The 22,388-nt window shown below is 34.3% G+C and carries 25 protein-coding genes; 10 read left to right on the forward strand and 15 right to left on the reverse strand.

Annotated elements, in window-relative coordinates; genetic code table 11:
* From DW114_RS00190 to DW114_RS00225, 8 genes are all read right to left on the reverse strand, one after another.
* A complete protein-coding gene (locus tag DW114_RS00190; protein WP_117451244.1) occupies positions 1–429 on the reverse strand; it encodes a DUF3021 family protein in 429 nt (142 codons plus the stop codon).
* A 9-nt stretch (positions 430–438) separates the two neighbouring features.
* Positions 439–879: a LytTR family DNA-binding domain-containing protein gene (locus tag DW114_RS00195; protein ID WP_117451246.1), complete on the reverse strand. Its 441-nt coding sequence runs from the start codon at positions 877–879 to the stop codon at positions 439–441.
* A 9-nt stretch (positions 880–888) separates the two neighbouring features.
* Positions 889–1,791 (reverse strand): ABC transporter permease, encoded by a 903-nt coding sequence (locus DW114_RS00200; protein ID WP_117451248.1) that lies wholly within the window; start codon positions 1,789–1,791, stop codon positions 889–891.
* Positions 1,778–2,713 carry an ABC transporter ATP-binding protein gene (locus DW114_RS00205; protein ID WP_117451250.1) on the reverse strand — a complete coding sequence of 312 codons (936 nt, stop codon included), beginning with the start codon at positions 2,711–2,713 and terminating at the stop codon, positions 1,778–1,780. The genes DW114_RS00200 and DW114_RS00205 overlap by 14 nt, the downstream gene beginning before the upstream one ends.
* A gap of 152 nt (positions 2,714–2,865) precedes the next feature.
* On the reverse strand, positions 2,866–3,630 hold the full coding sequence (locus DW114_RS00210; RefSeq protein WP_117451252.1) for a MurR/RpiR family transcriptional regulator: 765 nt from the start codon (positions 3,628–3,630) through the stop codon (positions 2,866–2,868).
* A gap of 87 nt (positions 3,631–3,717) precedes the next feature.
* Positions 3,718–4,176, reverse strand: coding sequence for a PTS sugar transporter subunit IIA (locus DW114_RS00215; protein ID WP_117451253.1), 459 nt, complete (start codon positions 4,174–4,176; stop codon positions 3,718–3,720).
* 1 nt (position 4,177) lies between these two features.
* A complete protein-coding gene (locus tag DW114_RS00220; protein WP_117451983.1) occupies positions 4,178–5,521 on the reverse strand; it encodes a 6-phospho-alpha-glucosidase in 1,344 nt (447 codons plus the stop codon).
* A 13-nt stretch (positions 5,522–5,534) separates the two neighbouring features.
* Positions 5,535–7,085: an alpha-glucoside-specific PTS transporter subunit IIBC gene (locus tag DW114_RS00225; RefSeq protein ID WP_117451255.1), complete on the reverse strand. Its 1,551-nt coding sequence runs from the start codon at positions 7,083–7,085 to the stop codon at positions 5,535–5,537.
* Positions 7,086–7,357: 272 nt separating this feature from the next.
* Between DW114_RS00225 and treR the strand changes: the two genes are divergently transcribed.
* From treR to DW114_RS00250, 5 genes are all read left to right on the forward strand, one after another.
* Positions 7,358–8,056, forward strand: coding sequence for a trehalose operon repressor (treR, locus tag DW114_RS00230; RefSeq protein ID WP_158552171.1), 699 nt, complete (start codon positions 7,358–7,360; stop codon positions 8,054–8,056).
* Positions 8,057–8,058: 2 nt separating this feature from the next.
* A complete protein-coding gene (locus DW114_RS00235; protein ID WP_117451259.1) occupies positions 8,059–8,391 on the forward strand; it encodes a hypothetical protein in 333 nt (110 codons plus the stop codon).
* Between the two features lie 199 nt (positions 8,392–8,590).
* The gene (gene treB / locus DW114_RS00240) at positions 8,591–10,027 is read left to right on the forward strand and encodes a PTS trehalose transporter subunit IIBC (protein ID WP_117451261.1); all 1,437 of its coding nucleotides are present in this window, start codon (positions 8,591–8,593) and stop codon (positions 10,025–10,027) included.
* Positions 10,014–11,639 carry a glycoside hydrolase family 13 protein gene (locus tag DW114_RS00245; RefSeq protein ID WP_117451263.1) on the forward strand — a complete coding sequence of 542 codons (1,626 nt, stop codon included), beginning with the start codon at positions 10,014–10,016 and terminating at the stop codon, positions 11,637–11,639. The genes treB and DW114_RS00245 overlap by 14 nt, the downstream gene beginning before the upstream one ends.
* Before the next feature lie 388 nt (positions 11,640–12,027).
* Positions 12,028–13,110: a PDDEXK nuclease domain-containing protein gene (locus DW114_RS00250; RefSeq protein ID WP_117451265.1), complete on the forward strand. Its 1,083-nt coding sequence runs from the start codon at positions 12,028–12,030 to the stop codon at positions 13,108–13,110.
* 306 nt (positions 13,111–13,416) lie between these two features.
* On the opposite strand, the gene DW114_RS00255 is transcribed toward DW114_RS00250, so the two are convergent.
* Entirely contained in the window at positions 13,417–14,070 is a 654-nt protein-coding gene (locus DW114_RS00255; protein WP_158552172.1) for a Crp/Fnr family transcriptional regulator, read from the reverse strand.
* Positions 14,071–14,176: 106 nt separating this feature from the next.
* On the opposite strand from DW114_RS00255, the gene DW114_RS00260 reads away from it, so the two are divergent.
* Positions 14,177–14,848: an ATP-binding protein gene (locus DW114_RS00260; protein ID WP_117451268.1), complete on the forward strand. Its 672-nt coding sequence runs from the start codon at positions 14,177–14,179 to the stop codon at positions 14,846–14,848.
* Positions 14,849–14,998: 150 nt separating this feature from the next.
* On the opposite strand, the gene DW114_RS00265 is transcribed toward DW114_RS00260, so the two are convergent.
* From DW114_RS00265 to DW114_RS00280, 4 genes are all read right to left on the reverse strand, one after another.
* Positions 14,999–15,595, reverse strand: a complete 597-nt coding sequence (locus tag DW114_RS00265) for a manganese catalase family protein (RefSeq protein ID WP_117451269.1) — start codon at positions 15,593–15,595, stop codon at positions 14,999–15,001.
* A 3-nt stretch (positions 15,596–15,598) separates the two neighbouring features.
* Positions 15,599–15,844 carry a spore coat protein CotJB gene (locus DW114_RS00270; RefSeq protein ID WP_207732806.1) on the reverse strand — a complete coding sequence of 82 codons (246 nt, stop codon included), beginning with the start codon at positions 15,842–15,844 and terminating at the stop codon, positions 15,599–15,601.
* A 5-nt stretch (positions 15,845–15,849) separates the two neighbouring features.
* Positions 15,850–16,041, reverse strand: a complete 192-nt coding sequence (locus DW114_RS00275) for a spore coat associated protein CotJA (protein ID WP_233509511.1) — start codon at positions 16,039–16,041, stop codon at positions 15,850–15,852.
* 291 nt (positions 16,042–16,332) lie between these two features.
* Positions 16,333–16,824, reverse strand: coding sequence for a GNAT family N-acetyltransferase (locus DW114_RS00280; RefSeq protein WP_117451272.1), 492 nt, complete (start codon positions 16,822–16,824; stop codon positions 16,333–16,335).
* A 163-nt stretch (positions 16,825–16,987) separates the two neighbouring features.
* Here DW114_RS00280 and DW114_RS00285 point away from each other — a divergent pair, with 163 nt between their 5' ends.
* From DW114_RS00285 to nadE, 4 genes are read left to right on the forward strand one after another with little or no spacing between them, the layout of a single operon-like run.
* The gene (locus DW114_RS00285) at positions 16,988–17,824 is read left to right on the forward strand and encodes an NUDIX hydrolase (protein WP_117451273.1); all 837 of its coding nucleotides are present in this window, start codon (positions 16,988–16,990) and stop codon (positions 17,822–17,824) included.
* A gap of 1 nt (position 17,825) precedes the next feature.
* Positions 17,826–18,398, forward strand: a complete 573-nt coding sequence (locus tag DW114_RS00290) for an isochorismatase family cysteine hydrolase (protein ID WP_158552173.1) — start codon at positions 17,826–17,828, stop codon at positions 18,396–18,398.
* Between the two features lie 33 nt (positions 18,399–18,431).
* On the forward strand, positions 18,432–19,892 hold the full coding sequence (locus DW114_RS00295) for a nicotinate phosphoribosyltransferase (protein ID WP_117451275.1): 1,461 nt from the start codon (positions 18,432–18,434) through the stop codon (positions 19,890–19,892).
* Complete coding sequence (nadE, locus tag DW114_RS00300; protein WP_117451276.1) at positions 19,892–20,683, forward strand: NAD(+) synthase; 792 nt, start codon at positions 19,892–19,894, stop codon at positions 20,681–20,683. The genes DW114_RS00295 and nadE overlap by 1 nt, the downstream gene beginning before the upstream one ends.
* A 32-nt stretch (positions 20,684–20,715) precedes the next feature.
* Here nadE and DW114_RS00305 read toward each other — a convergent pair whose 3' ends face one another.
* Together DW114_RS00305 and DW114_RS00310 are read right to left on the reverse strand one after the other, a co-directional pair.
* Positions 20,716–21,807: an alpha/beta hydrolase gene (locus DW114_RS00305; protein ID WP_117451277.1), complete on the reverse strand. Its 1,092-nt coding sequence runs from the start codon at positions 21,805–21,807 to the stop codon at positions 20,716–20,718.
* A 74-nt stretch (positions 21,808–21,881) separates the two neighbouring features.
* Positions 21,882–22,337 carry a hypothetical protein gene (locus DW114_RS00310; protein ID WP_117451278.1) on the reverse strand — a complete coding sequence of 152 codons (456 nt, stop codon included), beginning with the start codon at positions 22,335–22,337 and terminating at the stop codon, positions 21,882–21,884.
* Positions 22,338–22,388: the final 51 nt, after the last annotated feature.

Here is a 22,388-nt window from a genome sequence, read left to right on the forward strand (position 1 = left end):
TCATTTGTTTTTCTTTTTTATATATTCCTGAAGCCGCTCATTCATGACCTCTGCTTTTTTCTTATAATAATACTGCAATAAAAGGCTAACGGTAAGAAAGATTACCGCAATCATAAATACCAAGCTGCATATCATATAAAGATTGTCCGGTGAGAACCATTCAAAAAAGAAACCAGCACCTAATACAATCACATTGATATAAAGATAATGAATGCCTATTAATATATACAATTGTTTTTTACTCTTGCATTCTTTAGGATAAAGTACATTGCCAACACTGCATAAAATATCAGTAAAGATTAACTGCCATAAGATATTATAATCAAGAACGGCATCCTTCCAAAATATTGTAATATATGTCGCAGAACCAATTAAAACCATGGTTGTGACACAGGCAAAGGTAAATAATATCTCTTTGATTTTTTCCATGATGACCTCCTATATTCCCAACAGCACTTTTAATGCCGCAACATATTGTCTGGATATCATAATTCTTTCCCCATTTAATAAGGTTGCCTCCAGCCGGCTTCCTAAAACAGGGGATAAATGCTGGATTTTACTAAGATTCAATATTACAGACTTTGATACACGAAAGTAATCCATTCCCTGATAAGTATCTTCTATTTCATACAGTTTTTGTTTAATTTCATATACATCTTTTTCTGTATATAGAAATACTTTATGATCCACGGATTCAAAATAATAAACATCCTGTGGTCGTATGCGGGCAATCTTTTCATTTGCTGTGCCAATTAATAATTCGTCTTTTGATTTTAGTTGATGGATCAGCTTCATAATCGAATCATCTAATGTATCGCAGCGAATAATAATTGTATCTTCTTCATCTTTTGATGTTTTCTCCTCAATGATGATTTTCATATGCTCCTCCTAACAATCAAAGCGACTACGTTTCTGTAGTAAATATGTGGATATGATTAATGCTATTATACCACAAAGGCATAAGCCAAAGATTGTTAAGGTATGGGAAACTTGATGGTGCTGTATGTAAATGATGATACCCATGGCCTCTTGATAGCCTTGAAGTGCTGCATCTGGTAAACCATGGAAGGCTTGTTGAAGCGAAGAAGTGGTAAAGACATCTCGCAATAGCGCAGATTCATGAATAAATGGCATCGCTTTTAAAATATTTTGTACAAATTGTGGAAGTAAGCCCATTGGCAGATATATCCCACCCACAAAGCCAATCAAAGTACCTGCAAGAGTTGAGAAAGCTCCCCAGGCACGATCACTTTTTACCCATTGGGCAATCAACAATACCAATGCACTTGATACCATGATATCAATTATTAAATAGAATAATACAGTGAACAAAGAAGATATGGTAAGAAAGTAGTAACCACTGAAGGATACATAAAGGTTAGATAACAGCAGGATTAACAGGCTCATTAACATACTACATATAATGGAAGATACAAGGTAAGAGCTGGTAATCATACTTCGGGATATTGGTGCTGTATACAGGCTTTCCAGTTTATGATCTTCTTTATCTTTCACATACATACCGATCATAGTGACAGGTATGGTAAAAGCATTCACACTTAGGATACCTGCGATTGTCCACATCACGATGATATGATTAGCATCAGCATCACTTATGGTACCATGTAGATGATTGATCAATTGTACCAGTTCGTTCTTGTTCATGTCACCTAAAAATACAAGCATTAAAAGAATTACGATAAAGACGGATAACAAAGAGAAAAGTACGGCAGAACGATCACGAAAATATAAGTATAAATTACGTTTTATTAATTGTCTAAATGCAAACATTTGTTTCACCTTCTTCCTTTAATGTTTTCCCTGTAACATGCAGAAACACATCATCCATGGTTCCTTGTAGTACCTCAAAGCCGTTGATATATGGTTTTACTTTATCCAGAATTTCTATGGCATCCTTTGTATGAGTAAGTGAGATCGTGATATGCTGGATATCTTTTTGACTTGGATATGGTAGTGTGGAAAGGATGGTTTCCAGTTGTTTGATTTGATGTGAATGCAAAACAAGTCTGTCTTTTGCATAGGCTTCCTTCAACTCATAAGGAGTGCCATACTCCATCAACAAGCCATGATCAATCAAGGCGATATGATCTGCCTGTGCGGCTTCTTCCATATAATGTGTGGTAAGAAAAACAGTCATGTTGGTATGTTTGCGCAAGGTATCAATACAGTACCAAACGGATTGTCTGGTCGCAGGATCAAGACCAGTGGTTGGTTCATCCAAAAATAAAATCTTTGGGGAATGCATGAGTGCTCTTGCGATTTCACATCTTCTTTTCTGTCCACCTGACAACTTTTGAAAAGGGCGAGTAAGAATTTCATCGAGCTTCAAAAGATTACTTACTTCCTGGAGGCGTACCTTTAGTTTATTAGGATCTTGTTCATAAAGAGATCCACGAATCATCAGGTTTTCCTTGATTGTTAAAGCATCATCCAGACAATTCTGTTGTGATACTATGCCAATCCTTTTTCTGATTTCCTGATTATGTTTTCCTAGAGAATATCCACAGATATTCGCACTTCCACCACTTGGTGTAAACAGAGTACATAACATCTGGATCGTGGTTGATTTACCAGCTCCGTTGACACCTAAAAAACCAAATAATTCACCCTCTTCCACATGAAAACTTATATCCTGTACTGCATGTATTTTCCCATAATCTTTCTTTAGATGATTCACTTCCATAACGTTCATTATTTCTTCCTCCTTTATGTGACCTTACTTTACAACATGAAAAAAGCAGCTACAAGATGGCAGCTGCTAAGTGGGGTTGTGCGATATGCAAGTGGTATAAAACAGGGGGTAAGTTGCATTTATGAGTTTTGATATATTATTTCATATATTATCTAAATTGTTTTTTGTTTATCAACTTCACGCAAATAGGATAAAAATATATATTCCAATACTGTTAAAAAATTTACAAAAGAATTATGGTCAACATTTCCAGCAAGTGGGACAGCACTAGATACAGCGTATAGACGATAATCACAAAGAGAAGCAAGCGGATTGTTATGAAAGTTTGTGATAGATGCGGTCTTTACGCCTTTTAGGTGAAGAAGCTGCATGGTATCTTTGATTTTTTCCATATTGCCTGATAATGATAAGATAATCACAAAATCATCAGGATTCAGATTTTTTGACAACATACGAAACTCATCACTGGCGCCAATATAATAGATGTATTTATTTACTTCCATAAACATACGCTGCATTTCCATAGCACAATAACGCTGTGCTTGTCCGGTTCCATAGACAACAACATTTTTAGATAAATGAATTAGTTTTACGATATCTTTTAAATCAGTGGAGGTTTCCATCTGCTGGCAGGTACTTAAAAAATCTAATTTGATATTTTGTATATCACTGGTATCTTTTTTCTTAAATTTATCAGCATTATCCCATTTGATACAGCTTTTAAACTCACTGAAACCACTAAATCCAAGCTTTTGTGTCAATCGCAAAATTGTACTTTTGGAAGTATTACATTTTTTTGCTAATTCTTCGATATTCATATCTTTTATGGCATAAAGATCATCCATTATGATGGTAAGACTTTGCATATCGGATGCATTTAATTTATCATAATTTTTATTGATTGCTTCTATCAGCATAAAGCCACCTCGCTTTTACATAATCTTACCATACTGTTTAAGAAATTACCGCATGAAAATAAGAAAATGACAGAGAATATCTGTCATTTAAAATATTGTGATTGTTTCTTTACATGTGACCTGTTTAGGTAATTGTGGTAGATGTAATTCACTTTCATTAGGGAAAACGATGATGATAACGGAATCATAGCCTTTTTCTTCTATAAAAGGAAGATCTATTTGTAAGAGTGAATCACCAGCAGATATCTTTTGATCTTGTTTCACCATTACCTGAAAGCCTTGCCCCTGTAATTCTACAGTATCAATACCTACATGAATTAACATTTCTTTTCCATCTTGAAAACTGATTCCCATCGCATGCCCAGTAGGGAATATCATTTTAATCGTGCCATCTACAGGAGATACAATGTTTTGTGAAGATGGTTTAATCGCAAAGCCACATCCCATCATTCCACTGCGAAATGTTTCATCATTGACCATAGATAACGGAATCATTTCACCACTTACGGGTATCATAAATGTATTTTTCTTCTTCTTAAAAAACATATTATTTTAACTCCGGCCAGTATGCTTTATTTACTTCATATAAATCATCTAATATCTGTTTTGCCACCGTAACACTTGGAACGGTTTTAGATAAGGCGATTGCCTGCCATAGTTTTTGATAAGAACCTTCCATCCAAGCATCAACAACTAGCTTTTCTACTGCGACTTGTTCTTCCATCATACCTTTTTGGAATGTTGGTATTGTGCCTACAAATAATGGTTCAGGACCAGCAGAACTTACTAAACAAGGAACCTCTACCATAGCGGTTTTATCAAAGTTTTCAATAATACCATTGTTTTCTACAATCAATAACATTCTTGCATAGGTATTAAATTTTAAAGCAGTCGCTAAATCAACAATATAAGATGCATGTTCATCTAATGATAATTCATCACCACGGAATTCATTCTTTTCCACAATCTGGCGACAAGCAGTAAATACTTCTTTTTCACGTGTATCCATTACCTGATTTGCACGTGTATAATTTGGGTCTGTATGTTCTACGACTGTATCTGGTAATAAATAGTATTTTAAATATGTATTTGGCAGCGTATCAGGATCAATAGCATAAATATCTTTTGCCATTTTATATGTTTCATTCCAGCTGTTATCCCCATGTTGTTTTGCGGAATCGATGTCAGACTGTACCAAATAACCGTTTTCTTTTACATATTCTTTTAACTTAGGCATTAAATCATTGCCTTCTTTATCTCTTACATCATACCACCAGCCAAAATGGTTTAAACCATAATATTTTGTGACAATATCACTTCGTTTTTCAAAACCAAGGATTTCCAGCATATTATTTTCAATACTGATTGGCATATCACAAATATTTAAAATCTTAGAATGTGGACGAAGTCTTCTCATCGCTTCCGCAACAATAGCAGCAGGATTAGAGTAATTTAACAGCCATGCATTAGGAGAGTATTTTTCCATGTAATCAACTAAGTCTAATACACCCTGAATACTTCGCATACCATATGCAATACCTCCAGGACCACAAGTTTCCTGACCAACTACACCATATTTCATAGGGATTTTTTCATCTAATTCACGCATTTTATATTTACCAACACGAATGTGTGCCATTACAAAATCAACATCTGTGAATGCTTCTTCTGGATTACAAGTTGCGAGAAATTCGATTTCTGGATGGTTTTTATGGATAATCAATTCACAAGCATCAGCAATGACTTTTTGACGTTCTTCATCATTGTCATAAAACTTGATTTTTCTTAAAGGGAAACGATCTAAGTGATCTAATAGCATCAAAATGATGCCAGGTGTATAAGTACTGCCTCCTCCGGCAATAACAACAGAGCTTTTTTCTAAAGTATTCATTTTATTTACCTCACTATAATAATTTTTCAAATTCATTCTTTACATTTTCAACATCAAATCCAATGATTACCTGAATGGCTTTGCCTTTTCTAACAACACCTTTTGCGTTGTATTTCTTAAATTCGGCATCATCAGCAATAATCGATTCATCTTTTACACTTAAACGAAGTCTGGTCATACAATTGGTTACTGTGACAATATTATCTTTTCCACCTAATGCTTGAAGGAAGCCTACAGCTTCATCATGGAATATACTATTTGCACCTGATGCATAAGGCTTTCCTAAAGCAACGGTATCTCCCATATCCACTTCACGACCTGGTGTCATAATATTAAAACGTTTGATTGCCCAGTAGAATATTACGAAATAAATAACAGAGAAAATCAATCCAATCACAATATGTGTGACCACTTCACCAGCATGATTTTGTAGCATTGGCATCCAGTTGTATGTGATATAGTCTATCAAGCCACCGCCTTGATAACCAACGACTCCAAACATATATAAAACCATAGACAATAAGGCAGCTAGTACAGCACCTACCGCAAATAATACCGGAGAAATGAATAAGAATGTAAATTCAATTGGTTCTGTGATTCCACATAATACAGCTGGTATTGTCGCAGAAATCAACATAGCAGCTACCTTTTTCTTGTTTTCAGGGCGCGCGGTTTTATACATTGCGAAAGCAATTGCAGGCATTCCCCAAACGGCACAGTTACCATATAAAGCAAACCCACCTGTAGGGAATAATTCTTTTAATGGCGCTGTGGATGCCGCAAATTCATTAACATGTGCCATCCAGTGTGTCCAGTTTCCATCTGCGATAACAGCAGGTCCTAAATCAAATGGTGTCCATAAGAAATGGTGAAGACCAGTTGGAATTGTGATTCTTTCAAGGAAAGTAAATAAGAATACACCTAGATTGCCAGATCTTGATAAGAAGTCTTGCAGGCCTAATATCGCATGTTGTACCATAGGCCATACATAGCAGACAATAAATGCCATTGGAATCATGAATACAAATCCAATGATCACAATTAATGCGGAACCTTGGAAAGAACTTAATACACCAGGTAATTTTTTATCATACCAGCGATTATGAATCCATACAGCAATCGCTGCAATCATAATGGCACCAATCACACTCATATCTAATGTTTTGATACCAGCAATCATGGTAAGTCCACTTGTACCACCGACTTCTTGTGCAAAATCGACTTGGAATAATGATGCGCCAAAGAATGTCAGTAAAGATTGAATAAAATAATTGAAAATAATATAAATAACGAATGATTCCATTGCGGCTCTGCCACTTGCTTTCTTCGCAAGACCAAGTGGTAAAGATATTACAAATAATAAAGGTAACTGGTTGAAAATAGCATATCCTCCATCATACATCATTGACCAGAATTTATACCATATCGTAGTATCAGCAGCTAGTGATCCCATGATATCAGCATTCATAAAGATTGTAGCAAAACCAATAATAATACCGGCAAAAGGCATTAACATTACTGGTGCCATCATTGCGCCACCGAATCGTTGCAATTTCTCCATCATAATAATTTCCTCCTACTTTTTGATGAGATGAGTCTTCGCGAAAGTTTTCATCTGGTTATAAATATACCATAAAAGTATATTTGCACAATGATTTGATAGCGTTTTCGGTACTGGATATAATTGGTTGTGACTTTTCCCAAAACCATGGGAAATTTACCAGAGGAGTCTTTAAAATATATATCAATAAAAAACATTTTGTAGAATTATGATATAATAAAAAGGCTAAGCAGATAAATGAAAGTATTATAAAAATATAAATGGAAGGAGATATTATGAAGCCAAAGCATCAGATATTATATGAAAAAATATTAAAAAAGATTCAGGATCGAGCATGGCCTGATGATAAACTGCCTTCTGAAAAAGAACTAATGGCGATTTATGATGTTTCAAGAGATACGGTTAGAAAAGCACTGCAGCATTTAAGTGAAGATGGTTTCATCATTAGGGCACAGGGAAAAGCTACTACTGTTTTGCGCAATAAAGATTTTGAATTTCCAGTGATGACACTAGATTCTTTTATAGAACAACATGAAAAAGATAGTCAAACGGATATCAAATTATTGGAGAAAATCCAAGCAGGGAATGATATCGCAGAATGTCTACAAATACATCCGAATGAAGAAATCTATCATTTAATCAGAGTGCGTAGTATCAATGGAAAACGTATGATTTTAGATGAAGATTATTTCCCTATTTCATTAATTCCTGATTTAACAAAAGAAGACGCACAGCGTTCCGTCTATGATTATATTGAACAAAAACTAAATTTGAGCATTGGTTTCGCATCCCGTAAATTAAGTGCTGCAAAGGCAGATGCACGAGATTATGAAATGCTGGATTTAGATGATTATAATACGGTTATCGTTCTAACAAGTTATGGATATCTACAAGATGGGCGATTATTTCAATACAATGAATCACATCATCATCCAGAAGAATTTGAATATATGGATATCGCAAAAAGACGTTAGTTATGAACAAAGATTATATATTTATTGATCGCTGGAATATCACAAAAGCAGATTTCATTCCTTCAAAAAATGGCGATACAGTTTTAATATCAGCGAAGTCATTTGGCCCATTAGAGGTTTATGAATGGGGCTTGGATAAAAATCAGGTACCATATAAACTTTATAATTGGTTGGAGAATGATTTCTTTGAAAATGATAATTATCGTGTGTCCATCACAAAAGATGAATTGATTAATCGGATACAATACTTTATTTCTGTGTTTGAAAGTAATGGGCGAATGGATTGGGTAGATCATTATAAAGAGATACTGGAAAAGCTAAATAGCATAATATAGATTGGTTTTATCATAAAGAAGCACGCAAGAGAACAGCGTGCTTTTATCATACGTAAAATGAAAACATTGCGAATATCATGTGAAAAATCATAAAAAATAAAAATTAGAATTGGTGTTGACAAACATGTACGTACAAGATATAATGTAATCGCTTAAGATGAACATGTACGTACAAGTAGAAAAGAGAGAGGTAAAAGATATGTCAGAATTTACAAAGGATGTCGCATCCTTAACAGAATACGTCGGAGGAAAAGAAAATATTGTTTCCGTAACACATTGTGCAACTCGTATGAGATTTGCGTTAAAAGATCAGTCAAAAGCCGATGTCAAAAAGATTGAAGCACTTGCTTCTGTCAAAGGAAGCTTTACACAGGGTGGACAGTTTCAGGTTATTATCGGCAACAAAGTATCCATCTTCTATGAAGAGTTCATTGCCTATACACATTTAAGTGAAGCCACAAAAGAAGAAGTAAAAGCACAGGCAAAAAATAACATGAATCTTCTACAAAGAGCATTAGCAAACCTAGCGGAAATCTTTGCGCCAATCATTCCTGCCATTATTTGTGGAGGTTTGATTTTAGGTTTCCGTAACATTATTGATTCTATTAAGCTCTTTGAAGAAGGCACAAAAACATTAGTAGAAATATCACAATTCTGGAATGGTGTGGATTCATTCTTATGGCTGATTGGGGATGCCATTTTCAACTTCCTTCCAGTTGGTATCGTATGGTCTATCTGTAAGAAAATGCACGTTGATCAAATGCTTGGAATCATTGTTGGTATCACGATTGTATCACCACAATTATTAAGCGCAGGGGCATTGATGTCTACTGCCGCAGAAGATGTACCTTATTGGGACTTTGGATTTACTACTGTACGAATGGTTGGATACCAGTCACAAGTTATCCCTGCAATTCTAATAGGATTTGCGTTTGTGTATATCTATCGATTCTTTAAGAAACATGCACCAGATGCAATTTCTATGATTATCGTACCTTTCTGTTCTGTCGTTCCAACTGTATTATTAGCGCATGTGGTATTAGGACCAGTTGGCTGGGCAATTGGTAACTTTATGTGTGATGTCATTATGGCTGGTTTCAATAGTTCATTTGGATGGTTATTTGGCGGTATTTATGGAATGTTGTATCCATTATTAGTTATTACAGGTATGCATCACGCAATGCTTCCTATTGATATTCAGATTGCCGCAAGTGGTCAGGGATTATTCACATTCCCAATCGTTGCTTTATGTAATATTGCGCAGGCAACTGCCGTATTTGCATTCGCATATATCCATAAGAAAAACAAAGCCGTACAAGAAATCGCAGTGCCTGCATATATTTCTGGTTATCTGGGAGTCACAGAACCAGCAATGTTTGGGGTTAACTTAAAATACTTCTATCCATTTGTAGGTGCCATTATTGGTTCAGGTATTACTGGTTTAATCGCCATGAGTTTAGGTGTATTGGCAAACGGTGTTGGAGTTGGTGGCTTGCCTGCAATCCTTTCTATGCAGCCAACCAGTATGTTATATTTTGGTATTCTGATGATTGTAGATGTGATTGTTGTGTTTATCGTAACATGTATATTATCAAAAACAGCATTTGCCAGAAAGTATGAAGATGAAAACAAATAAATTAGAAAAAGACTGGTGGAAAAAAGCAGTTGTCTATCAGATCTATCCACGCAGTTTCCAAGATAGTAATGATGATGGCATTGGGGATATTCAAGGAATTATTTCACGCTTACCTTATATTAAAAAGTTAGGCACTGATGTCATCTGGCTGTGTCCAGTCTATGCATCACCTAACGATGATAATGGATATGATATATCAGATTATTGTGATATTATGAAAGAATTTGGTACCATGCAGGATATGGATGAATTATTAGAAAAGGCAAATGCAATGGATATCAAAATCATTATGGATCTGGTCGTAAATCATACCAGTGATGAACATATATGGTTCGAAGAAGCAAAGAAGTCCAAAGATAATCCCTATCATGATTATTATATCTGGGTAGATGGCGAGGAAGGCGTACTGCCTAATGATTTAAAGAGTGATTTTGGAGGAAGCGCATGGGAATATGTGCCAGCATGTGGGCAATATTATCTACATTTCTTTAGTAAGAAACAGCCGGATTTAAACTGGGAAAATCCAAAGATGCGAAAGGAAATCTATGCGATGATGAACTACTGGATTGATAAAGGAATCAGTGGTTTCCGTATGGATATGATTGAATTAATTGGAAAAGAGCCAATGCAGATGATTCGTGAAAACGGGCCTAAATTACATACTTATATCAAAGAAATGAATGCGGCAACCTTTGGGAAAGCAAATCTGTTAACGGTGGGAGAAGCTTGGCGTGCAGATATTGAAAAAGCACAACAGTATAGCAATCCTGATGGCAGTGAATTGAGTATGGTATTTCAGTTTGAACATATGAAATTAGATAAGCAGCCAAAGACACCAAAATGGGATGTAACAGGTTTACGTTTTCAAGAATTAAAAGAGGTACTTAGCAAGTGGCAGTATGGACTAGAGGGAACAGGATGGAATTCATTATTCTGGAATAATCATGATTTACCAAGAATTGTATCACGCTGGGGTAATGATGGAAAATATCGTGTAGAAAGTGCTAAAATGTTGGCAATGGTATTGCATGGGATGAAAGGCACCCCATATATTTATCAGGGTGAAGAAATCGGTATGACCAATATTGCGTTATCGAATATTAAGGATTATCGTGATATTGAAACATTGAATATGTATAAAGAACGTTTAGAAGAAGGATATACACAAGAGGAAATCATGCACTCTATTCATTTAATGGGTAGAGATAATGCAAGAACCCCAATGCAATGGAGTGATTGTGAATATGCTGGTTTTTCTAAACATGAACCATGGTTGTGTGTGAATCCAAATTTCCATGAAATAAATGTAGATCAGGCATTAAAGGATAAGCATTCTATATTTTATACATATCAAAGATTAATACAAATGCGTAAAGAAATGGAAATATTTTCACAGGGAGATTATCATTTATTGGATACTAGTGATCAAATCTTTGCATATGAGCGAAACTGGAATAATCAAAAGCTCGTGGTGATTGCGAATTTCTTTGAGAAACCTTGTGCATTTCCAGATATCGATATAGAAGGAATGCAGGTGTTATTACATAATTATGAGGCGATAGATGGTAAGCAGTTAAGGGCTTATGAAGCAATGATATTATTTAAAGGGTAATATAAAACGGTATGATTTAGAAAATGGAATCATACCGTTTTTAGATGTACAAAATAGAAAAAATGGTAAAATAATATTGAGCGAAAGCTCTCCTTTCTTTATATGTGGTCGGCAAGCCTATTATATAAGAAAGGATTTTTTTATTGTGTGATGAAAATAAGATAACTCTTATTGAATATCTTCATTTAGATTATTAATTTATATTTATGAAAATTAAATGTATGACGGTTATGATTGGCTAAATCGTGATATAATGGGAAGGTATTATAAAAAGTCATTAATCGTAAAACTATAACAATGGAAGTGTGAAATAATTAAGGGAATATAGATGTATTATGAAACAAGGGAGTTTCATGTTTTATACATATAAAAATAAGGAGATGATAATATGGATAACCTACGAAGTTCCATAGATGAAATTGAGTATATCAAATCTGAAGATATTTTTTCTGATACAAAATCAATCATTGAATCCGCAAGAAATTATGCTTATTCTAGTGTGAATGTATCATTGATCAAGCGTAATTGGTTATTAGGGAAACGTATTTTTGAGGAATTTCTGTTAGGTGAAGATAGAGCAGAATATGGTGCAAAGGTTATAAAATCTTTATCAAAAAAACTGACACAAGAATATGGAAAAGGTTTTACAAAATCAAATTTGTATAGCTTTTATAATTTTTATAAAGCGTATCAAAACATTTTCCAGACACTGTCTGGAAAATTCGATAATAGATTACTTTCATGGTCACATTATTTGATTCTAACACAAGTGATCGATTCAAATGCAAGAAACTGGTATGAAAATGAAGCTTTAAAAGAAACTTGGAGTGTAAGGACATTACAAAGAAATATTTCATCACAATATTATTATCGGATTTTAAAATCTCAACAAAAAGAATTAGTCGAAAATGAAATGAAGGAACTAACAAAATCATATAGGCCAAATAAATTAGAATTTATCAAAAATCCTATGATTACAGAATTTTTAGGATTATCATCTGATAGTGCTTTTACTGAAACAGATTTAGAGAAATGTATTTTATCAAATATCCAAAAATTCCTAATGGAGCTTGGTAAGGGATATGCATTCGTAGCACGACAACAACATATTCACACGGAGAAACAAGATTATTTTATTGATTTAGTTTTTTACAATTATATTTTAAAATGTTTTGTATTAATTGATTTAAAAACTAGTAAAATCACACATCAAGATGTAGGACAAATGGATATGTATATCAGGATGTATGATGAATTAAAGCGTAATGAAGGAGATAATCCTACCATTGGAATTGTGCTATGTTCTGATACGGATGCAGATATCGCTAAGTACTCCATTATGAATGGCAATGAACAACTATTCGCTTCTAAATATAAATTATATCTACCAACAGAAGAGGAATTAAGAGCAGAAATTGAAACACAAAAAACAATGTTTTATCTTCAACAAAATGAAGAAGATAAAGAATAGTAAAGGATGTTTTATGAAAGATAAGCGATATTATAAAGTAAAAAAGCCGAAATAAAAGCCGAAAAGCCGAAATGATGATCAATAAAGTTAGTTTCGACTGATCCTTAGGATAAAAGTAAAAGTTACCAAAGGAATATATGATGATTGTTATAATGTGATGAATGCATGAAAGGAGAATTGTATGAACGAAAATCAAAGAAAAGATTTCAATAAAGTGCTATGTGTCATTATCATTGGTGTTATCGCAGTATAATGGTTCCATCAATTTTTCATATGTTAGGATAATTGATAAGAAGAGAAGGAAACTTAGTATTGTAAAAGATGAAATTGATTCTTTTGGTAATCTAATATTCCTTCTTTTTTCATTTGGCTGAGCACATAAGATAATGCACTGCGGTCTACACATAAATAATCCGCAAGTTGTTGGCGATTTAGTGGAATCGTGATGATGTTTTGCTGTTGAAGTTGTTTCTGCTGGTATAAATAAGTTAATAATTTTTCTTTTGTACTTCTTTGTGATATAACATCAATTCGCCTCGTTAGATAAAGGTTTTTATTTGATAAAATCATCATGAGATTCTTTAAGATTATTTGATATTCATCAGATTTTTGAGGCAGTGCCAACAGCTGTTTAATAGGCAGCCATAAGATATGACAATCTTGTTCTGCATAAATATCAACTTGAAGTTTTTGACTACTAAAAGCAAAGGATTCTCCAAATAAATCATATGTAGAGAAATGTCCCAATATTGTGATATTTCCCAGGTAATCACGCTTGATAATTTGCACAACACCATCAAGAACGATACCAATATGATTTAATTCATCCCCATAAGTATAAAGATAACTGCCTTCTTTGTACGTTTTTTCAAAAGCCTGTGCATCATTTAATAGCTGTGTAAAAATAGATGTATCTATCCCTTGAAATAATCGACAACTTTTTCGTAATTGATCATTCATCATCATTCCTCCATATAGTTTTAGTTTAGACTTCATTCGTTGTTTTTACAACATACATGCCCAAAAGAATTTCATATAATCATCATGTAAATTGGAGGACGATACAATGGAAAGAAAAATTATTAAAATAGATCAGGAAAAATGTAATGGTTGTGGTTTATGTGTAGGTGCATGTCATGAAGGTGCAATTGCTTTGGTTAATGGAAAAGCAACATTGATGCATGAACATTATTGTGATGGATTAGGTGATTGTTTACCATCATGTCCTGTCAATGCGATATCTTTTGAGGTAAGAGAAGCACCAGCATATGATCATGCGGCAGTTATGGCAGCACAAAAAGCAAAAACAGGAAGCGGTTGTCCTGGATCACAGATGAAAACCATGCAGCCGGGTATTGGTGTTGTGGCAAATGTGGAATCACAACTGCGCCAATGGCCAGTACAAATTAAGCTGGTACCAGTGAATGCACCTTTCTTTCATCAAGCAGATATTTTAATTGCGGCAGATTGTACAGCTTATGCTTATGGAAATTTTCATCAAAAGTTTATGAAAAATAAAGTAACGTTGATTGGATGTACGAAATTGGATCAAGTACAATATGCGGATAAATTCACAGAGATTTTTACATACAATGATATTCGCAGCATCACAGTTGTACGTATGGAAGTGCCATGTTGTGGAGGTATGGAATATGCTGTAGAAACAGCAATCAAAAACAGTGGGAAACAGATTCCGTTGGAAGTTGTTGTGATAAGTAATGATGGCAGGATTTTGTAAAAGATGCTTTTTATAAAGTATACTATGGAAATGTTATGGAAAAATGATAAGTATACTTATAGAAAGTAGTCGAGTTTTGATAAGTATACTTTCATTAAGTGTTCAAAAAAGAAAATGACAGTAAACAAAAGATGCTTACTGTCATTTTTTCTACTTATCAAAAGCAGGATTATATTGATAATAGTTACAACTATCCAATTGACTTTGAACATAATCCAAAGCCTCTCCAAATCGCTGGAAATGGACAATTTCTCGTTCTCTTAGAAAGGTTAAAGGCTGAATGATATCAGGATCATTTGTTGCACGTAATAGATTATCATACGTGACTCTGGCTTTCTGTTCCGCAGCCATATCTTCTACTAAATCTGCGATTGGATCGCCTTTTGATTGAAAATAAGATGACGTAAATGGTGCACCGCTTGCCGCTTGTGGCCATACACCAGTCGTATGATCAACGTAGTAAACATCAAAGCCACTGGCTTTGATTTCTTCCATGGATAGATTTCTTGTTAATTGATAAACGATAGCCGCAACCATCTCAAGGTGTGCAAGTTCTTCCGTGCCAATATCCGTCAACATGGCACGAACACGATCATAAGGCATGGCATAACGTTGATTTAAATAACGCATAGATGCACTTAATTCACCATCAGGACCACCTACCTGTGATATTACGATTTTCGCAAAACTAGGATCTGGGTTTTTAATATTCACAGGAAACTGTAATTTCTTTTCATACGTCCACATATCTTAAGCCTCACTTTCCCAAGGCCATGGCCCATCAATATATTGCCAGGTATTTGCGTTATTATCCCTGTTTGTTAATGGTCCAAAGCACTCTTGATAATCACATGCCGCCTGTTTTCTAAACTGTTGGAATTTCTTGTAATACTGTAAAGCATTCTCATCATCTGGATGTGAATTTAAAAATAAAGCAGCCTCCTGTAACGCAAAATCAATCATTTGTAATCTTCGTAACTGTTCCACTCTGTTCATATACATCACCTTCCCTGTGGACAAAATGGTTTATCTAGGTCATAAAAAATTGTACCTTTCATAAAACCATCCTCTATACGCATAGGGTTTGTCCACTCTTGCATAGGAACATAGGTCATACCGACTGTGAATCTTGGTGAATTTTGATTACATGTATGATTGTCATTTCTACATGTATTCGTATCATAATTATTCACAATATCCCTCTTTTCTTTGAGCTTTATGCTCATGGTATCTTATGAGAAGGGAGGGTGCTGAGCTTAGGCCGATATGAAAAGGATGTGAAAAAAGGTGAAAAATAGTGTGTGATAAAGTATTTATGTAGTTTATTATCTTATAGCGATTTTTTCCCATATCTTATGACAAACTATTGTGAAAGACAGTACCACTTTATGCAACATTCTGTATATAAAAACAACGCTGAAATATCTACATAGCGTTGTTTTTTTGTGGCGCAGGTAACATGTGAATAAAAGGAAGTATAATTTTTATAATGTTATATAATGAGGAATAATGTCTTCATAAGAGCCATCCTTCATTAAAAAACCATCTGGAATAACACCTAATTGTGTAAATCCAAGTTTACGATATAGCTGTAATGCAGGCGTGTTTGTTTTCACAACAGCATTGAATTGTAAAATACGGTACTGTAAATCTTTTGCGGTTTTCATACAATGTAATACCAATGCTTCACCGATATGATATCCCCGAACATCTTTTTTTACCGCATAGCTTGCATTGCAAATATGACCACATCGTCCAACATTATTTGGATGCAGGATATACAAACCGACGATTTGCTTTGTATCTTCATCATATGCAATTCCAGTAAATGATTGAGATGCAAAGAAGTCAATACCACTCTTTATATCTAATGGCTCCATCTGAGGAAAAGCAACGCCATCTATTACAATATCATTCCATATAGCGATTGCTTCCTCTATATCTTCTTTTTGAAACTTACGAATATCTAATTTCATTCTATCATCCCTCCTATAAAAATTTCGTTAACATCATAGCATAGGCATTTTATAAATTCTACAAAAAAATAAAATAAAAGGTTGACATAAGGTTAAAATGACACTATAATATAGACAACAAATAAATATGAAGTCAAAATGACATCATGATTGGAGGAGAGCTATGAGAGATAAAGAATTAAGAAACGCAAAAGGTCAAAATGAACAAGAGTTTTTAGAAGCATACAAACCTGGCAATTATGAGCGCCCATCTGTCACTGTCGATATTCTGATATTTTCATTAATTGATAAAAAGGCTGAAACCAAACGAACAGTATCGCAAAAAGAACTTCGTGTATTATTGATTAAACGTAAAGATCATCCTTTCATGCATTGCTGGGCAATTCCGGGTGGATTTGTGAATATGGATGAAAATCTTGAAACTGCCGCGTATCGTGAATTAAAAGAAGAAACGAATGTAGAAGATGTCTATCTGGAACAGCTATATACGTTTGGAAATGTTGGAAGAGATCCAAGAATGCGTGTGATCTCAACGGCATATCTTGCCTTAACATCGCAAGAAGATATTGAACCGGTAGCTGGAGATGATGCAAAAGAAGCCAAGTGGTTTATCGTACAAAATGGGGAACAATACTTAAAACTTGTATCAGAAGATGGTAAAGATGTGATTTGTTACGATAAAACAACCAAAAAAGATAGTTTAAAAGATGGCAGTGCACTTGCATTTGATCATTTGGATATCCTGTTAATGGGACTTGACCGATTAAAAAATAAAGTAGATTACACCGATGTTGCTTTCTCATTATTGCCAGAGTTGTTTACCATTACAGAAGCTAGAAACGTGTATGAAATCTTACTGGGTAAACAAATTGATAAAGCGAATTTCAGACGTGAAATCAAGAAAAAAGTAATAGAAACTGATCAATATGCGGATGATTATAAGAAATCACAATTATATCGATTTAATCCTTGTTGGAACAACAAGAAGAAAGGAAAATAAGATGAAAACAAATTTAAATAACATGAACCAAATATTATTCGTTGTGGATATGGTCAATGGTTTTTGTAAAGAAGGAGCTATGGCTGATCAAAGCATCATGCACATCGTGAAACCAATTCAGGAGCTTTGTGAAAAAATAAAACCTGAAAACCGCTATTTTATCGCAGATACACATGGAGTTAATGATATAGAATTCACAGCTTTCCCTCAACACTGTGTAAAAGGCGAAGTAGAAAGTGAAGTCATTGATGAATTAAAACCATATATCCAAACACCTATCATTGAGAAAAATTCTACCAATGCTTTTCATGCGATGAAAGATCATCCAGCTTTGAAAGATAGCGAAATTGATGCATATATTATCACAGGATGTTGTAGTGATATCTGTGTTCTCCAGTTTGCATTAACATTGAAAACATATCTGAACGCACAGAATATAGATAAAAAAGTAATTGTACCAAAAAACGCCATAGAAACCTATAATGCACCAGGTCATGACGCCAAGCAAATGAATGAAGTATCATATAACTTAATGAAAGCAGCTGGAATTATCGTAGTAGATGAATTAAATTAATATAAATATAAAAAAGAAAACGAGGACAAAATTATGATCAATAATCAAAGAAATCTATCTATGCTGATGGACTCTTATGAATTAACCATGGCATATGCATACTTTAAAAAAGGAATGAAAGATAAAGAAGCAGTATTTGATTGTTTCTACCGCATGAATCCTGATAAAGGCGGATATTGTATCGCAGCCGGTCTGGAGCAGTTGGTTGATTATATCTTGAATATGCACTTTTCAGAAGATGATATCACATTCTTTCGTAATAAATATCATTTTGATGAAGATTTTCTGGATTATCTAAAAGACTTTGCATTTCGTGGAACCATCTATGCTGTAAAAGAAGGTACCATTGTATATCCTAATACACCCATCGTTACTGTAAAAGCAAATATCATTGAAGCACAGCTTATTGAAACAATGTTGTTACTGACTGTCAATCACCAAACACTGATTGCCACAAAAGCTTCAAGAATCGTACGTGCGGCGAAGGGCAGAACCATTATGGAATTTGGCGCAAGACGTGCACACAGTTATGATGCTGCAATTATTGGCGCAAGAGCTGCTTATATCGGTGGTGTAGATGCCACTGCAACTGTTGCCGCAGAACAGGATTACAAGGTGCCTGCCACTGGAACCATCGCACATTCATTTATTCAGGCCTTCGATAATGAATATGAAGCATTTGAAGCTTTTGCACAGGTATATCCTGATAATTGTCATTTATTAATTGATACCTATGATGTATTAGAAAGCGGTATTAAAAATGCAATTCGTGTCGCAAAAGAAGTTTTAGAACCAAATGGTCACCGCCTAAAAAGTGTACGTATCGATTCAGGTGATTTAGCTTATCTGTCTAAAAAAGTAAGAAAAGCTTTAGATGATGCATTTATGAGTGATTGTAAGATTGTAATTTCTAATAGTATGGATGAATATTTAATTACATCACTATTAGATCAGGGTGCCCCTATTGATTCTTTTGGTGTAGGAGAACGTTTGATCACATCAAAATCAACACCGGTATTTGGTGGTGTTTATAAGTTAGTAGCAATTGAAAAAGATGGAATGTTGATACCAAAAATCAAAAAGAGTGAAAATATAGAAAAAATCACAAACCCAGGATTTAAAAAGCTGTGGAGATTATACAGTAAATCAACAGGAAACAGCATTTGTGATGTACTAACAACACGTGATGAAGTGATCAATGAAGCAAAAGAATATTGGTTTGTGGATCCATTAAAACCATGGTCAGAAAAACTGACAACTGATTTTACTGCAGTAGAATTACAGAAAACAATCATCGAAAATGGAAAACTGGTATATGAATTACCAACGATTGAAGAAATCCGTGCTTATGTAAAACAACAATTGGAGCATGAATTATGGGTTGAAGAATTGCGCTTTGAAAACCCTCATGTACACTATGTTAATCAATCTAAGAAACAATATCAGTTAAAAATGGACTTATTAGCAAAAGCAGAACATATGGGAGAAAACTAATGGATGCATATGAAACATATTTAAAAACATTTGAAGATCATGTGGAAGAACATATTCAAACAATCATCACTTGGATGAAGGTAGAATTCAAAAAGACCCACGCAGATGGTGTGATTCTTGGAATGAGTGGTGGATTAGATTGTAGTGTTGTAGCCGGTTTATGTAAACGCTCAGGGATTCCTGTACAATTAGTCACGATGCCCAGAGGAAACAGTATGCAATATGGACAAATGAATGACGCAAAACTATTGGCAGAAACATTTGATCTCCAAATGATAGAAGTACCTGTTCAAGAATGCTGTGGTGTATTAGAAACCACTTGTACACAAATCAAAAATACCCAGCTGCAAAACAAATGTAAGGGCGATGTCACAATGGCAAATGCGAATTTAGGACCTATTGTCAGAATGAGTATTTTATCAACATTAGGTCAATATATGAATTATGTCATGATTGGCACTGGAAATTTAACTGAGAGAATGATGGGATATTTTACAAAACGTGGTGATGGATTAAGTGATTTTAATCCTTTGGGAGAACTTACAAAATCTGAAGTACGCATCATCGCCAAACATATTGGTGTTCCTGCACGCATTATTGAAAAAGCCCCTTCCGCAGATTTATGGGAAGGTCAAAGTGATGAAGAAGAAATGGGTATCAAGATTGAAGAAATTGATCGATATCTATTAACAGGAGTTGTAGAAGATGCGATCAAAGATAAGATAGAACATAAAATAATGGTAAGTGAACATAAACGTAAACCGATTCCAATGTTTCAAGAAAACAATTAAAAATAGTGTAGGACTACTTGTCTTACACTATTTTACTTATCCAGGAAGTTGATGATATCCTGCCATGGTTTTATTTCAGTAATTAAATCCGCATGTGTATCCTTTTCATATACCACAGTGCTTGGCTCTTTTTCAAATGCTTTGATTAGTTTTTTTGATAATCTCATAGGCACGATACTATCAGCTTTTGACATAACAACTAAAGATTCACAAGTGACTTGTTTTACATATTGATCACTTTCAAGTGGGTATTGAATCAGATTGGTTAATGGGCCATAAAAGATAGAGAAATACGTATTAAATAAATCTTTACCATTATTATATGGAGCAACCAATACAAACTTATGTAAAGCATGATGCGCTGACACATAACTGGCAATGCCTGTGCCAATACTATATCCTATCAAATCAATTTTTTTATCAGGGAAATGATTCTCTACATAATCCATAACATTATCTGCCATCTGAAATAAAGAATTCTGTGATAAAGAACCTTCACTTTCACCATAGGATGGATAATCAATACTGAAGAACGAATAGTTCTTCATTACATCAAAGATACCTACAGATTCAAATTGTAGGAATGTACTGGCAGTATTCTGCGCATTACCGCCAAAGTATACAATGATGGTATCACTATCTTTATTATCCTTTAACCATCCTTTATATTTTTGAGAGATGGTTACCTGTTCATATGTATGGCTTTGTTGAAGCGTTTCTCGATCTTGTTCACTATCATTTGGGAAAAAGATGACGTATTCCTGAGCGGAATAAATTGTCACAGAAAGTATCACAAACATGACAACAATAAAGCCTAAAAACTGTCGTAAAACAACTTTTTTAAGCTCTGATCGTTCCACATGACGATATTTTATTACGATACATACAATCATGCCAATTAAGGAGATCATGATGGGAAGCAGCAGTCCAATGACTTTTACTGCTAAAGGGAAACTGGTATTCACAAGTGCTTGGGCACGAACGATTTTAAAGATACTATAAACCATATAACAAAGAGATAAAACGGGTAAAATATATAAAACAAGTTTATGAAAATTTTGCTTATAAAAAAAGAATTGTAACAGCAGCATAAGAATGGAAATACAAATGATCTGTATCAGCATACAAAAACTTCCTTTCCTTTAATACTATTATAATTCTTTTGTTTTTTAGTTTCCATAATACAAAGATGAAGATTTTATGAATTTGATATATGAATAGATAAGTAACGTTTTTTTATCTTATTAACGAACGCTAAAAAGATGACCAGCATCAGAAATTCTGGAAGAAAAGCAAATGGCGCAAAAGCTGTCGTTTTTGGGATGTGGAATAAAAAAACGCAAACATAGGAAATGGTAAAACAAAGTGCATAAACTACAAGGATAAAACGGCAATCTTTTTGTAAGGTCGCATGCAGTAAATGTAGCAAAAGATAGAGTATCATGCCTGTGATTAAAAAGATAATTCCATAACGCAGCATAACAATCGTTTTATCCAAAAGATCGATTCGTTGAATGATTTGTTCTTCAATACGATCATTTTGTATCATTGATGTATATAATTCACTACGAAACAGCGCCATGCACAAGTATGTGAGTGTGCAAAAAATCCATGCGATACAAAAGCGTTTGGTTGGTTTATTGATTTCTTTCATTTTGATCACCTTCATTTATATAACGGATGAAACCTCTGAAAAGTTTCAAAT

The organism is Absiella sp. AM09-50 (assembly GCF_003433845.1).
Lineage (GTDB): Bacteria > Bacillota_I > Bacilli_A > Erysipelotrichales > Erysipelotrichaceae > Hoskinsella > Hoskinsella hominis.